This window comes from Anabaena sp. EIM26 (genome assembly GCF_057568715.1).
Map to the genome: position 1 here is coordinate 3,574,730 of NZ_CM172472.1, position 14,523 is coordinate 3,589,252.

At 40.0% G+C, this 14,523-nt stretch carries 13 protein-coding genes and 1 pseudogene; 7 read left to right on the plus strand and 7 right to left on the minus strand.

The window, feature by feature from the left end:
• Positions 1 to 164 precede the first annotated feature (164 nt).
• A complete protein-coding gene (cphA, locus tag AC012T_RS15550) occupies positions 165 to 2,864 on the plus strand; it encodes a cyanophycin synthetase (protein WP_487059693.1) in 2,700 nt (899 codons plus the stop codon).
• Positions 2,865 to 2,904: 40 nt separating this feature from the next.
• Here the strand turns inward: cphA and tatA are convergent, their stop codons facing one another.
• The 3 genes from tatA to AC012T_RS15565 form a co-directional block, all read right to left on the minus strand.
• A complete protein-coding gene (tatA, locus tag AC012T_RS15555) occupies positions 2,905 to 3,078 on the minus strand; it encodes a twin-arginine translocase TatA/TatE family subunit (protein ID WP_438889854.1) in 174 nt (57 codons plus the stop codon).
• Positions 3,079 to 3,117: 39 nt separating this feature from the next.
• Positions 3,118 to 4,515, minus strand: coding sequence for a serine/threonine protein kinase (locus AC012T_RS15560; RefSeq protein WP_487059696.1), 1,398 nt, complete (start codon positions 4,513 to 4,515; stop codon positions 3,118 to 3,120).
• A gap of 338 nt (positions 4,516 to 4,853) precedes the next feature.
• On the minus strand, positions 4,854 to 6,248 hold the full coding sequence (locus tag AC012T_RS15565; protein ID WP_487059698.1) for a serine/threonine protein kinase: 1,395 nt from the start codon (positions 6,246 to 6,248) through the stop codon (positions 4,854 to 4,856).
• Positions 6,249 to 6,462: 214 nt separating this feature from the next.
• On the opposite strand from AC012T_RS15565, the gene cbiT reads away from it, so the two are divergent.
• Both cbiT and AC012T_RS15575 read left to right on the plus strand, forming a co-directional pair.
• Positions 6,463 to 7,065 carry a precorrin-6Y C5,15-methyltransferase subunit CbiT gene (gene cbiT / locus AC012T_RS15570; protein WP_438889851.1) on the plus strand — a complete coding sequence of 201 codons (603 nt, stop codon included), beginning with the start codon at positions 6,463 to 6,465 and terminating at the stop codon, positions 7,063 to 7,065.
• A 144-nt stretch (positions 7,066 to 7,209) separates the two neighbouring features.
• A complete protein-coding gene (locus AC012T_RS15575; protein WP_487059700.1) occupies positions 7,210 to 8,085 on the plus strand; it encodes a phosphatidate cytidylyltransferase in 876 nt (291 codons plus the stop codon).
• A 31-nt stretch (positions 8,086 to 8,116) separates the two neighbouring features.
• Here AC012T_RS15575 and AC012T_RS15580 read toward each other — a convergent pair whose 3' ends face one another.
• Positions 8,117 to 8,830: an LmeA family phospholipid-binding protein gene (locus AC012T_RS15580; RefSeq protein ID WP_487059702.1), complete on the minus strand. Its 714-nt coding sequence runs from the start codon at positions 8,828 to 8,830 to the stop codon at positions 8,117 to 8,119.
• Positions 8,831 to 8,963: 133 nt separating this feature from the next.
• On the opposite strand from AC012T_RS15580, the gene AC012T_RS15585 reads away from it, so the two are divergent.
• Both AC012T_RS15585 and AC012T_RS15590 read left to right on the plus strand, forming a co-directional pair.
• Positions 8,964 to 9,758: a pseudouridine synthase gene (locus AC012T_RS15585; RefSeq protein WP_487059704.1), complete on the plus strand. Its 795-nt coding sequence runs from the start codon at positions 8,964 to 8,966 to the stop codon at positions 9,756 to 9,758.
• Positions 9,755 to 10,552, plus strand: a complete 798-nt coding sequence (locus AC012T_RS15590) for a helix-turn-helix domain-containing protein (RefSeq protein WP_487059706.1) — start codon at positions 9,755 to 9,757, stop codon at positions 10,550 to 10,552. Before AC012T_RS15585 ends, AC012T_RS15590 begins: the two co-directional genes overlap by 4 nt.
• Before the next feature lie 270 nt (positions 10,553 to 10,822).
• Here the strand turns inward: AC012T_RS15590 and malQ are convergent, their stop codons facing one another.
• Positions 10,823 to 12,331: a 4-alpha-glucanotransferase gene (gene malQ / locus AC012T_RS15595; protein WP_487059708.1), complete on the minus strand. Its 1,509-nt coding sequence runs from the start codon at positions 12,329 to 12,331 to the stop codon at positions 10,823 to 10,825.
• Positions 12,332 to 12,471: 140 nt separating this feature from the next.
• On the opposite strand from malQ, the gene AC012T_RS15600 reads away from it, so the two are divergent.
• Entirely contained in the window at positions 12,472 to 12,903 is a 432-nt protein-coding gene (locus AC012T_RS15600; RefSeq protein ID WP_487059710.1) for an NUDIX domain-containing protein, read from the plus strand.
• Between the two features lie 50 nt (positions 12,904 to 12,953).
• Here the strand turns inward: AC012T_RS15600 and AC012T_RS15605 are convergent, their stop codons facing one another.
• Positions 12,954 to 13,397 (minus strand): PIN-like domain-containing protein, encoded by a 444-nt coding sequence (locus AC012T_RS15605; RefSeq protein WP_487059712.1) that lies wholly within the window; start codon positions 13,395 to 13,397, stop codon positions 12,954 to 12,956.
• Positions 13,394 to 14,095: a DUF433 domain-containing protein gene (locus tag AC012T_RS15610; protein ID WP_487059714.1), complete on the minus strand. Its 702-nt coding sequence runs from the start codon at positions 14,093 to 14,095 to the stop codon at positions 13,394 to 13,396. Before AC012T_RS15610 ends, AC012T_RS15605 begins: the two co-directional genes overlap by 4 nt.
• A 217-nt stretch (positions 14,096 to 14,312) precedes the next feature.
• Between AC012T_RS15610 and AC012T_RS15615 the strand changes: the two are divergent.
• A pseudogene (locus tag AC012T_RS15615) lies at positions 14,313 to 14,477 on the plus strand (NUDIX hydrolase); the annotation flags it as partial.
• Positions 14,478 to 14,523 lie beyond the last annotated feature (46 nt).

A 14,523-nucleotide genomic window follows, 5' to 3' on the forward strand; every position in this document is an offset into this window, starting at 1 on the left:
AGTATCTGAGGTTACACTGACTTGACCGCGCCTTTATTTCTTACTCCCACCAGATTTAAACAATTACTATCTGAAAAGAAAAAACTGTTTGTAATGAACAGTTTAGCGGTCAATTCCAGTAAGAAACTAGAATTTTGGTTCCGAATCTCCATCTACCTATTCCCATGAGAATCCTCAAGATCCAGACCTTACGCGGCCCAAACTACTGGAGCATTCGACGCCATAAACTGATCGTCATGCGCCTAGATCTCGAAAACCTGGCTGAGATGCCCTCAAATGAAATCTCCGGCTTTTATGAAGGATTAGTTGAGGCGCTGCCAAGTCTGGAGGGTCATTATTGCTCTCCTGGCTGTCGTGGTGGTTTTTTAATGCGGGTACGAGAAGGCACAATGATGGGTCATATCGTAGAACACGTAGCATTAGAACTCCAAGAATTAGCTGGAATGCACGTAGGTTTTGGCCGCACCCGTGAGACTGCCACACCTGGAGTTTATCAGGTAGTGATTGAGTACATAAATGAGGAAGCGGGACGTTATGCAGGACGTGCAGCAGTACGGCTATGTCAAAGTATTGTTGATCGGGGTCGTTATCCCAAGGCAGAACTAGAGCAAGATATCCAAGACCTGAAAGACTTTCTGCGTGAAGCTTCTTTAGGGCCTTCTACAGAAGCCATTGTCAAAGAAGCAGAAAAAAGAGGCATTCCTTGGATGCCCTTAGCCGCACGCTTTCTAATTCAGTTGGGCTACGGTATCAACCAGAAGCGGATGCAGGCAACGATGACCGATAACACAGGCATTCTCGGTGTAGAACTAGCCTGTGACAAAGAAGCCACTAAACGCATCCTTGCTGCTAACGGTGTACCTGTCCCCAGAGGTACAGTCATCAACTTCCTGGACGACTTGGAAGAATCTATTGAGTATGTTGGCGGTTATCCCATTGTTATCAAGCCCCTAGATGGCAATCATGGACGTGGTATCACCATTGATATCCGCAGTTGGGATGAAGCTGAAGCCGCCTATGAAGCAGCCAGACAAGTATCCCGCTCTATTATTGTTGAGCGTTATTACGACGGACGCGACCATAGGGTACTAGTGGTAGATGGCAAAGTTGTTGCAGTAGCTGAACGGGTACCTGCTCACGTAATTGGTAATGGCAGATCTTCCATTAGTGATTTAATTGAAGAAACTAACCAAGATCCCAATCGAGGTGAAGGTCACGATAACGTCCTCACCAAAATTGAGCTTGACCGTACCAGTTACCAATTATTAGAAAGGCAAGGCTACACCCTTAATAGTGTGCCACCCAAAGGAACAATTTGTTATCTACGGGCAACCGCTAACCTCAGTACAGGTGGTAGTGCTGTAGACCGCACTGACGAAATCCACCCGGAAAACGTTTGGTTAGCCCAACGGGTAGTGAGAATTATCGGTTTAGATATTGCAGGCTTGGATATTGTTACCTCGGATATTAGCCGTCCTCTTAGGGAAGTAGATGCTGTAATTGTGGAAGTTAACGCCGCACCTGGCTTCCGAATGCACGTCGCTCCCAGTCAAGGCACTCCCCGGAACGTTGCTGGTGCAGTCATGGATATGCTGTTCCCCAACGAAAAACCCAGCCGGATTCCCATCCTCAGCATCACAGGTACTAATGGCAAAACTACCACAACTCGCCTATTAGCACATATTTATAAGCAGACCGGCAAAGTAGTAGGTTATACAACCACTGATGGTACATATATCGGTGATTATTTAGTAGAAGCTGGAGATAATACTGGACCCCAAAGCGCCCATGTGATCCTCCAAGACCCAACTGTTGAGGTAGCTGTACTTGAATCGGCTCGAGGCGGTATTCTTCGCTCTGGCTTAGGTTTTGAGGCTGCTAATGTGGGTGTGGTATTAAACGTAGCTGCGGATCATTTAGGTATTGGTGATATTGATACCATTGAGCAGTTAGCTAACCTGAAAAGTGTAGTTGCAGAAGCTGTATACCCTGATGGCTATGCAGTTCTCAATGCTGATGATCTCCGTGTTGCCGCTATGGCAGAAAAAACTAAAGCCAATATTGCTTACTTCACCATGAACCCAGACTCGGAATTGGTGCGAAAGCATATCCAAAAGGGAGGAGTAGCCGCAGTATATGAAAATGGCTATCTGTCAATTGCCAAAGGAGATTGGACACACCGTATAGAAAGAGCCGAAAATATCCCCTTGACAATGGGTGGAAAAGCGCCATTTATGATTGCCAATGCTTTAGCCGCAAGTTTGGCAGCATTTGTACAAAATGTGACAATAGAGCAAATTCGTGCTGGCTTAAAGACTTTCCGCGCTTCAGTTAGTCAAACACCAGGACGGATGAATTTGTTCAATTTGGGTAAATACCACGCTTTGGTGGACTATGCCCATAATCCTGCTAGTTATGAAGCTTTGGGATCATTTGTGCGTAATTGGACGACTGGACAGAGAATTGGTGTCGTTGGTGGTCCTGGTGATCGCCGTGACGAAGATTTTGTAACTCTGGGTAAATTATCAGCAAATATCTTTGATTACATCATTATCAAAGAGGATGATGACACCAGAGGTAGGTTGCGCGGTTCAGCTGCTGATTTGATTACTCAAGGCATTACTCAAGCCAAGCCTAGTTGCCGCTTTGAGTCAATTCTAGATGAAACCCAAGCTATCAACAAAGCCTTAGATATGGCTCCTGATGGTAGTCTGGTAGTCATTTTGCCAGAAAGTGTTAACCGGGCGATTAAGTTAATTAAGGTGCGGGGTGTACAGGAAGAAATACAACCACAAAACTCAACAACAATTAACGATTCCCAAAATGGAGTAGCACCTTCTTCTGTAGTAAATACGCTACTGTAGTCCACAGTAGAGACGCGAATCAACCCGTCTCTACTTGTGATTATCTTTCTTCGTGTTCTAGTTTCGTCTCGTCATCGGAATTTTTCATTTCTTCCTTAAAACCCCGGAGGCTTTTTCCTAATACGCTACCAAGTTCGGGAATTTTCTTGGGTCCAAAAATCAAAATTGCGACAATGGCAATAATTGCTACTTCTGGCCATCCTAGTCCAAACATATAAGTTTCCTTTTAAGCCACTGTAACTAACTATAAGATTTATTCTGTCCTAATTGGTATATCTAACCACTCACTCAGTTCATGTACCAGCCAATCAAGTTCCGATTCAGATACTAAATCATTATCATTGCCAATAATAAATTTTTTCTTTTTACCTGCCCAAATTATAATTTGAGCTTTAATTTCTAATGTACTAACACGAAGATCTTTATAAACAGGTTTCCTAATTCTTTGTATTAGACAAATATCCTCTTTTTTTGCTGGTTTAGGGACTTTTATGTTTGTGCCAAACAATTCACGAATTAATGTAATTTGATATTGATTTATTACTAATTTTATCCTGCCAAACAAGCGGAAAAATAACTTATATATTGATATCAATCCTGCTGTTAAAAATATCAATAATATCGTCAAAATGAATAGATTATTTACTGGATTTTGGATGTACAAAGCCAGATAAATCCAATTAATAAAAACTAGAATCATGCTACTTAAAAACCATGTTAATGTAGATACCTTTAAGCCAATCGGTGGAATTATAATTTCTATAAAATCCTGATTTTTTGTCAATTGAATTTTACTATCAGTCGGTTTTTTGAAAGTTAAATTAGTGTTGGTTGGTGTTAAAGACTTTGGTCTATCCAAAGCTGTGATTGCTTCATTCGCAAAACGTAACCGTTTTCCTAAACTGGGTTCAATCATTAATTTTAACCAGCTAGTAAAATTTGGACTCAGATTAGTAACTTCTTCAAATTGAATACGAAAATCTTTTTCTGGTAAATCAGCAGGATGTGAACCTGTCACTAAATAAATTATTGTGCATCCTAAACTATAAAGATCGGAAGCGGGAACAGTTCTCCCTCCAAATTGTTCTTGTGGCATATAACCATAAGTCCCAACAATAGTTCTTGTTCCTGTTCCTTCTGTAGCTAGAACTGTTTGTACTGATCCAAAATCTATTAAATAAACTTCACCAACACTATTACCAGTTCTATCTCCTAATAAAATATTACTAGGCTTAATATCACGGTGAATTACTGGTGGATTTAAGCTATGTAAATAAACGAGAATGTTGAGTACATCTTTAGCAATTTGTTTAACTTCTGGTTCTGTAAATTTGCGTCCAGTTTGTAAATACTGCTCTAGGGTTTTAGCTGGGATATAAGTTTGAATAAGGGCAAATCCCTTAAATTCAGATGAGTTGATTTCAAAATAGTCTAAATAGCGGGGTATGCAGGGATGGGATAAAGATTTTAAGGTTTCGGCTTCTCGCTCAAATAATTTCAAATCATCCCATTGAAAATCACTACTAAAAGAAAGTAATTTAACTATTACTAGTTGTTCAGTATTCAAGTCTTTTGCTAACAAGGTCTGTCGTCCAGCTTTTTTGCCTAACTGCTGTTGAACTTCATAGCGATTGACTAAGATATTTTCCATAAGTTTACACCTTAGTTGTTGTAACAAATCTATCATGGATTAGATAACTACTAAATGCCAAGTAAGTGAATAGAAATTACAAAAATTATCTAAAAAATCTGTTTTCTATAACCTATTACTTGCCTTCACAAGTAGGGTAAAGCAAAAGCTCATTGGTATCAACTTAACGTGAAAGCCTTGTAAAATATCAGTTTCACCCTTTCTCGTTCTCATACTCTGTATGGGAATGAATTCTAGAAGGCAGAGCCTATTTAATAGCATTCCCAGTCGGAGACTGGGAACGAGATATCATCAAGATTTAAGCTTAAGTTGACACCATTAAGCACTGTGCTTTACCCCTACAGACTGGTGATCTCCATATTTAACCAAATGCTCAATTCATGGGCTAACCATTCTAATTCTGCTTCGGATTTGATACTGGTATTATTAACATCAAGCTCAAATTTTTCTACTCCTGCCCAAAGTACTAATTTTGCAGGTATTTGAGTTTTATCGCCGTCAGAGTCTTTAGTAAAATATTTCGGTGTATAAACCAGTTTGTTAATACTTTCTCTAAAAGCTGAACGACGACGAGGGATTTTCCATTTTCCCAACTGATGATTAAGAGAAATTTGTTGGTAATCTATACGTAGTTTGACACTGCCAAATAAGCCGTACAATATACCGTAGATCATAGAAAAGCCTACGCCCCAAAAAGGTAGGGAGAATAAAGCAAAGGGAATGTTGGCAGGAAAGGGGGCAGAAAGAGCGCCAATAGTCCAAATTAAGATAAATGAATTCCAGGCTACTGCAAAGAAACCTAAGAACATCATTGACGATTGAAAGCCAACTGGGGGAATGGTAATTTCTAGAAATTCTTCATTTTTAGTTAATTGAATTTTACTACCCGCTGGTTTACCAATGGTTAAAGTGGTGGTGTTAGTAACTTGTGGCTGTTCTAAAGCTGTGAGTGCTTCAGTTGCAGATGCAAAACGCTTTTCTAAAGTTGGTTCTGTTATTTGCTTTAACCAGTTAGTCAAGGTGGGACTGAGGTTAGTAAGTTGCTGAAATTGAATGCGAAAATCTTTTTGAGGTAAGTCTGCTGGCTGAGTACCTGTTGCTAAATAAATCAGAGTTGCGCCTAAACTATAAAGGTCAGAGGCTGGAACGGTGCGCCCACCAAATTGCTCTTGTGGCATATAGCCGTAAGTACCAACTACTGTGCGGGTTGAGCCTTCTGCGGCTAAGACTGTTTGAACTGAGCCAAAATCTACTAGATAAACTTGACCGACACTATTGCCCGATCGCTCTCCTAACAAAATATTGCTAGGCTTAATATCACGGTGGATAACAGGCGGATATAACCCATGTAGATAAATGAGAATCTCTAAAATTGATGATGCGATCGCTTTGACTTCAATTTCTGTAAAAGTCCGTCCGGTTTGTAAGTATTGCTCTAGAGTTGAGGCTGGGATATACGTCTGGATGAGAGCAAATCCTTTATAAGTGGGCGAATTTACTTCAAAATAGTCGAGATAGCGAGGTATGCAGGGATGTGATAAAGATTTTAAGGTTTCTGCTTCTCGCTCAAACAGCTTGAGATCATCCCATTCAAAGTCGCTACCAAAAGAGAGTAATTTGATAATTACTAATTCATCAGTTGTTAAATCACGCGCTAATAAAGTCCGTCGTCCGGCTTTTTTTCCTAACTGCTGTTGAATTTCGTAGCGATTTACCAATATTTCCCTAGTCATTATGATTGTTTATAAGTAGTGTTGCAAAATAAATTGATTTGGTTTAAGTGAGGAAAGAGGAAATATTTCGCTTTCTTATACCTCCTGACTCCTGACTCCTGACTCCTTATAAATTGATTTGGTTTAAGCGAGGAAACAGGAAATATTTCGCTTTCTTATACCTCCTGACTCCTGAATCCTGACTTCTGACTCCTTTTATTATTTTGAATCTTTTATGCCTTCCCAACTTTGGCCTTACATTAGTCCAGGTATTCCTGATGAATTATTTGAGAATTTACCAGGTATTCCCCTCAGTCAACGAGAATTAAGATTGCTATTGATTTCCCAACTGCGACTAAAACCAGATTCGGTGTTATGGGATATTGGTGCAGGTACGGGTACGATTCCTGTTGAGGTGGGGTTGCTGTGTCCACAGGGGCGGGTTATTGCTGTAGAAAGAGATGAAGAAGTGGCTAATTTAATTAAACGCAACTGCGATCGCTTTGAGGTCAAAAATGTAGAGGTAATTGAAGGTAGCGCCCCTGAATGTTTACATGATATTAAGCTGGCTCCTCACCGCGTTTGCATTGAAGGAGGGCGCACTATTCAGGATATTTTGCAAGCTGTGTGGCGTTATTTACCTACATCCGGTCGAGTTGTGGCTACAGCTGCTAATCTAGAAAGTCTGTATGCTATTTCCCAAAGCTTTTCTCAGTTAAGAGCCAGAAATATCGAAGTTGTGCAGTCGGCTGTTAACCGCTTAGAAACACGAGGCTTTTCACAAACCTTTGTAGCGGCTGATCCCATTTTTATTCTCAGTGGTGAGAAACTAGAGTGAACTACCCCACCGTATAGGACGGGGCTTTCTAATTCATCGGGAATAGCCTCTAGAATTCCGTAGTTCTATGGGTCTGAATATTGCCTCCCAGGGTCGGTTTTGGACTAAATCCAAAATCCAAAATCTCAAATTCAAAATAATATTATGCCTTGGTCTCGAATTATTAGTGGAATTATTGCGATCGCTCTTGCTTTGACTGCAACCCTATTAGGTGGTTGGTATTTTACTGTAGCGATCGCGATCGTTGTCTTTTTAGGTCAACAGGAATATTTTAATTTAGTCCGCGCCAGAGGCATAGCTCCTGCTGCTAAAACCACCATATTGGTCAGCCAAATTTTATTAGCAATTTGCACTCTCGATAGCAGTTTAGCTGATGCTGTCATGCCAATAGCAGGTACACTAATTTGTTTTTACCTGCTGTTTCAACCCCAATTAGCCACCATAGCCGATATTTCTGCTTCTATTATGGGGCTGTTTTATGTAGGTTATTTACCTAGTTACTGGGTAAGGTTGCGAAATCTCGATAGTCTATCTATCAGCAATCTCCCCTTTGGTGGTTACTGGCCCAGCAACTGGAACGATGTTTTAACCCAGGGAAATTTAACCGCTCTACCACAAGGTTTAACATTTACAATTCTAACTTTCTTATGTATTTGGGCTGCTGATATCGGTGCTTACGTGATTGGCAAGTTTTTCGGTAAAACTCGTTTATCGGATATCAGCCCGAAAAAAACTGTAGAGGGAGCCGTATTTGGAATCACAGGCAGCGTTATAGTAGCCCTAGTAGGAGCTTATTTTCTCAATTTACCTCACTACCTCATTACTGGTTCAGCGTTGGGTTTATTGATTGGTATTGCTAGTCTTTTAGGTGACTTGACCGAATCTATGTTGAAGCGAGATGCGGGAGTCAAAGATTCAGGACAATTGATCCCCGGTCACGGTGGGATATTAGACCGTACTGATAGTTATATTTTTACAGCTCCTTTAGTTTACTATTTCGTGACGCTACTGATTAAGTAAGTAGGCGTAAATGTTTATCGAATCAAGTATTTTACGGGTTGACGTTAATTTGTCCATGACATATTAATTGACTAGATGTCAAAGTTATTTCTTTGATATCGACATCTGAACCTAAATCTATATGGTATTTAGAATTACTATCACCAATAATTTCCTGATTTGATTTAATTTGAATTGGTGATAATTGTAGCTCTTGCCCATTAAGCAGTTCTAAACCCACAGAAATCTCTATGACAGCAGGTTCACTCTCAAGTAATAAAACACCACAGAGTATTAAGCGCTGATTGTCAAGGGTAATTTCCTGCCAATTAATAGGCTTGGATTTTTGCCATTCTTCTGGTAATAATTTAACCAGTACATCATTTAAAGCTGTCAATAATAATTCAGATGAGAGGGAGTTATTAAGATCCTGTTCTTCCACCAGCAGTTCAGCAACTACTGGTACTACTTCTAACAATTTTAGTGGTTTGCCTTTAAGTATGGCTCCAATGTTTAAGCGTATATTCTTTGCCCAAAGTTGAGCCTTTGTAACATGAACACCTTGATAAACTGCATTAGTGGCAAAAATAGATACCGATGGGATAGAACCAGAAAGAAGTTGGCGATCGCTTGATCCAATCTCGACCTCAATCTGAGATACTTGAGTTAATTGGGTTCTCAGCCATAGCTTGATTGCTGTAGTCAGAACTTGAGTGATTAATCGTATTTTCTTCCCATTCGTAACGGGGGAACTTTTATCTGTCATTTAACAACTTTATTGCCTGTATTTGCTTAAAAATTCACAAACCTTAAACAGTTCTTAACTGTAGCACTTATGACTATTAACTACAAAATGCCAATATTTAAGTTTAAGTATTAAAGGAAGAAGCAATTTTCACATGGAGGCACGGGTACAAAAAATTATTTCTCAACTAGGTATAGCCTCACGTCGGGAGGCCGAAGAAATGATTAAACAATCACGAGTGCAGATAAATGGGATTTTGGCACATTTAGGTCAAAAAGTCGATCCCCAACGAGACACAATCTGCATTGATGGTAAACCTGTCTCTGAAAGCCAGCGTCCGTCTTTGATTTATTTGTTGATACACAAACCAGCGGGTGTGCTTTCTACTTGCGATGATCCCCAAGGAAGACCTACTGTTTTGGAGCTATTACCGCCAAAATTACAAAAAGGTCTAGGTATTCACCCGGTTGGGCGTTTAGATGCAGACTCTACAGGCGCATTGATATTAACAAATGATGGGGACTTGACATTTGCGCTAACTCATCCTAGTCATAATATTTCTAAGACATATCATGTTGTGGTGAAAGGAAATCCCCCAGAAACAGTTCTAGGGATGTGGCGTAAAGGTGTAGTTCTGGACAATAGAAAAACACGACCTGCTAAAGTATGCTTAATTGAAACTTTGGCGAACCAAAGCAAATTAGAAATTATTTTACAGGAGGGAAGAAATCGCCAGATTCGTCGTGTGGCTGAACAATTAGGATATCCTGTTATCCAACTACATCGCACCGCCATAGGTTCAATTCAATTACAAACATCAAAAAGCGATTTTCTCGGTTTAGGTGACTATCGTCATCTCACACCAGAAGAGATTATTTTTTTAAACAAGCAGATAAAGCGGATACCTATTAACAATTCAGTTGAGTTAAGGAGTGTAGGGAAATCATGAAATGGCTGAGAAGGAAAGATGAAAATTCGAGCAAACCGTCAATAGAGCAACAACAAGTAGAAAAATTGACCCAATTGGGCAATAAACTTGGTTCATTGCGTCAAGAACAGGGTTTATCCCTAGACGAAATTGTGGTAATGACCAGAATTCCCCGAAGACTGCTGCACGCAATTGAAACAGGTGATTTAAACGATTTGCCAGAACCAGTTTATATACAGGGGTTAATTAGGCAATTTGCTGATGCACTAGGGCTGAAGGGAACAGAATTAGCCAGCAATTTTCCCCTCGGTTCTCAACAGGTGAGTTTACAAAGCAGCTGGCAACCTAAACCTGTTGCTCAATTACGTCCTCTTCATCTTTACCTACTTTACATTTTTCTGATTATCTGCTCTGTCAACGGCTTATCTCAATTATTGAACAAGGCCGCTTTGCAAGCAAATAACCAAAATCAACTAAAGGCAGAAAGTAACTCTGATGTTACATCAGAAGTACTCCAAGCCAATGAGTTGCAGAAAACCCAATTTAGTAGCAGTACTTCAGAAGATAAAGCAGTAGAGATTGGTGTCACATTGAAGTCATCATCTTGGCTTCGTGTTGTCGCTGATGGTAAAACCGAGTTTGAAGGGGTTTTACCGGAAGGATCTCACCGTAATTGGAAAGCGTCTGAGGAACTCACAGTCAAGACTAATAATGCTGGTGGTGTTTTGATGAGTGTCAATCAGCAAAAACCCAAACAAATGGGAAAAACAGGGAAAGTGGAAGAAATCAGGATTGCGGCTAAACTCAGGTCTTAAAAAGTGCTGAATTAATTAGGGGGCTGGTTTAAGTAATCATTCGTAATTCTTAATTCGTAATTGAAGAGGGTATAAGCCATTACCATAATCACGAATCAAGATTGTGTGTAATCAGTGATCAGCCCAGAGCTAAGACTGATTGTAATTACAAACGAAGAATTATTTTGAAGTTTGCATAGCAACTAGGTTAAACCAGCTCCTGATTAGAGCATTTAATTTTGAGTAATACCAGCTTACTCCTATTGAGAGTACGCAATTATGATTAGGTGATCAGGAATTTCTGGGAGCGCGTCCATAGAGTTTGGTAAGACTTTGCAAGCGATCGCACAATTCCCCACTCAAAACACCAGATTGATAGCGCCAACCCCAATTACCCTCAGCAGTACTAGGATAATTCATCCTGGCTTGAGTCCCCAATCCTAAAACATCCTGTAAAGGAATAATCGCTTGATTAGCGATGGAACTCAGAGCTAATCTAATTAAATCCCAGTTTATCCCATCAGAACTAATAGATCCCAAATAAAGCAACAAATTTTGCTTTTCGTAATCATTGGCACTATTAAACCAGCCTACGGTCGTATCATTATCATGAGTACCAGTATAAACTACAGCATTTCTGGGGTAATTAAAAGGTAAAAACGGATTACCAGGATCAGAACCAAAAGCAAAATGTAATACCTTCATCCCAGGAAACTCAAACTGATCTCGCAGTGCTTCCACTTCCGGTGTAATAATCCCCAAATCTTCTGCCAAAATGGGCAACTTACCCAACTTCTGTTTAATAACCTCAAAAAAAGCAACTCCAGGGGCTTCAATCCATTCACCATTAACAGCAGTTTCTTCCCCTTGAGGTACAGCCCAATAAGCCTCAAAACCACGGAAATGGTCAATGCGAATTATATCCACATAATCCAGCATTGCTTCAAACCGTTGTACCCACCACTTAAAGTCTTGCTTTTGCAACTCCTCCCAGTTGTAAACCGGGTTTCCCCATAATTGACCAGTAGCGCTAAAATAATCAGGTGGTACACCCGCCATTAAAGCCGCTTCACCCGTTTCTTCATCTAGAGCAAAATTATCAGGATTTGCCCACACATCAGCACTATCATGAGCTACATAAATGGGGATATCACCAATAATATCTATCCCATTTTGATTAGCATAATTCTTCAATTCTGACCACTGACGGAAAAACTCATATTCAACGAACTTGTAATAAAATATTTCATCTGTCAGTTCTCTTTCTATTTGCGATAATGCTGCTGGTTCTCTTCTTGCCAGTTCTGGTTCCCAAGTGTGCCAACTTGCACCATTTTGGGCATCTTTGAGCGCCATAAATAAGGCATAATTATCGAGCCAATAGCCTTTGGTGTTACAAAAATGGTGAAATGCCTTGCGTTGGATAGCAGTTGCTTGAGTTTTAAAACTTTCGCAAGCTTTTTTGAGCAGATTAACTTTAATAGGGATAGCTTGCTCAAAATCTACCTTATCTGCTGGAAATTCCGGTAAATTAGCAAAATCAGCTTCAGCTAAAAAACCTTCATCTACCAGTTTTTCTAAACTAATCAAAAAGTAATTTCCTGCCATTGCTGAGTAGCACATATAAGGAGAATTACCGTACCCAGTAGGGCCAAGAGGTAAAACTTGCCAATATTGCTGATAACTATTTTTGAGAAAATCAATAAAACGATAAGCTTCTAAACCTAAATCCCCAATACCAAAACGGCTGGGAAAGGAACTTGGATGTAACAAAATACCGCTTGATCTAGGAAAAGGCATAATGAACCTGAAATATAGGAATCTGTAAAACACGCATCGAATTTATCATGGCATAGTCAGTGTTGACAGTTGTTGTTCATGAAGAAATAGGAACAACGGTAAAGAAATGGGAAGATTGGTAAAAATAACGATTCACAAATATGAGTTACAAAAATCCTGCGCCGACAGTTGATATTATTATTGAATTAATTGACAGACCGCATCGACCGATTGTATTAATTGAGCGACATAATCAGCCTTTAGGATGGGCTTTACCAGGTGGGTTTGTAGATTATGGTGAGCCAGTGGAGGTAGCAGCACGGCGCGAGGCTGAGGAAGAAATAGGGCTACAGGTGGAGTTGGTTGAACAGTTGTTGGTATATTCTGACCCCAGTCGTGATCCTCGTCAGCATACAATCAGCATTGTGTTTTTAGCGACAGCGACGGGGGAGCCTTTAGCGGGTGATGATGCTAAGGGTGTGGGGATTTTTGAGCCTTGGTCTGTTCCTGGGAATTTGTGTTTTGACCATGATCGCATTTTGCGCGATTATTGGCGGTATAGAAATTATGGGATTCGTCCAAGATTAGGATAAGAGAAACGAACCGCAGAGGCACAGAGGTCACGGAGAGAAGACAGGAAGACTTAGATAGATTCATCAAAATGCTTTAATTCTTTCAATAATTCCTTACTGTCTTTCCACAGATTAATTTTGCCATCACGATAGATTTTGGCGATAAATGGAGCAGGATGTTTGCGGACAAATTCTTGCATGGGGACGATTGCTTTGAGAAAGATTTCGCCCATATCTTTCCCTGGTAAGCTTTGTGAGGCTAACACAAACATTTTTATTTGAGCGCGTGCTACAGCAATTCTTTCTAATTGATTTTTGCTGATTCTGTCATCTTTAGTTAGCACAATCCAGCCTTTTTCACCTACTTGTGGTAGCCAATCTACATCTAAAGCACCTTTATCAAAGTGATCATCATGAATTTCTACAGTGATACCTGCTGCGCGAAGTGTTTCTGGAATAGATTTTTTACCTAAGCATCTATCTATGAAAAAGGTAATTGATTGGGATTGGCTCATGCAGCAGCAGGTAATTCACAACGAATAGCTTCTTGAATTATTGCAGGATCGCAGTCGTAATCATCAGCTAGATCCTCTATTGAATCACCAGCTTTCAATCTTTCCGCCAAAATACTCGTAGTAATTCCTGTATTAGCAATTACAAGACGACCAAACGCAATGCGGGGATCAATAACAACAATACGAGGGTTATCTTCCTCGTGGGAGCGAGTGAAAGGATAAAATTTGATTGCTAACCCAGTATCATCAGGTTCAATGCGTTCAAGATGAGCATTTAAAGCTTCTTTCATGTCTGTTTGTCCAGCTTTAGATGCGTTAATTAGAGAACCGTATCTTTCAATAAATAAGTCAACACCATCAGTTCGGAATTCTTCACGCGCTAAGGGGTGTGGTACTTGAAACTGCTCATCAATGTAATCGAGAGCTTTTCTGACGTTATCTAGTTGAATTTTATGATGTTTCCGAATTGCTCTGAGAATGTGAATTTCTACTAAATTAGTAAATGAAAGCAATTTTGGTTTTAATTCTTGAGTGAGAATAAGTGGTTTAAAAAAATTCGACCCGTTTGCAGTAGGATAATTTCTACCTTTTACCCAAGAGCTAATTGTTCCTGCTGGGATACGGAGATACTTAGCAGCATCTCTAATGGAGTAGGAAGGAATATCTCTTGGATCAGTTTTTCCATAAAGTTGCATCATTTTATGTATCTGCCAGAGATGTCGATCTTTAATTATTGACTATATTGATTTGAATAGCTAGTTTATTCATTCCGTTTTCACGAAATTTTGCTATGAGATTTGTACTCAATACTTCTTGGTTAAGGCTAAAAAATAAAAATGTGTAGGTTGGGTTGACGTAAGGAAACCCAACAAATCCCCCAAAATGTTGGGTTTCGTTCCTCAACCCAACCTACGAATATTCTTAACTGCGACGGGTGAGCCTTTAGCCGGTGATGATGCTAAGGGTGTGGGAATTTTTGAGCCTTGGTCTGTTCCTGGTAATTTGTGTTTTGACCATGACAGGATTTTGCGCGATTATTGGCGGTATCGTCATTATGGGATTCGTCCTCGGTTGGGGTAGAGGATTCTGGATTTTGGAGTGTTCCTAGTTATTTTGACGGATAAAG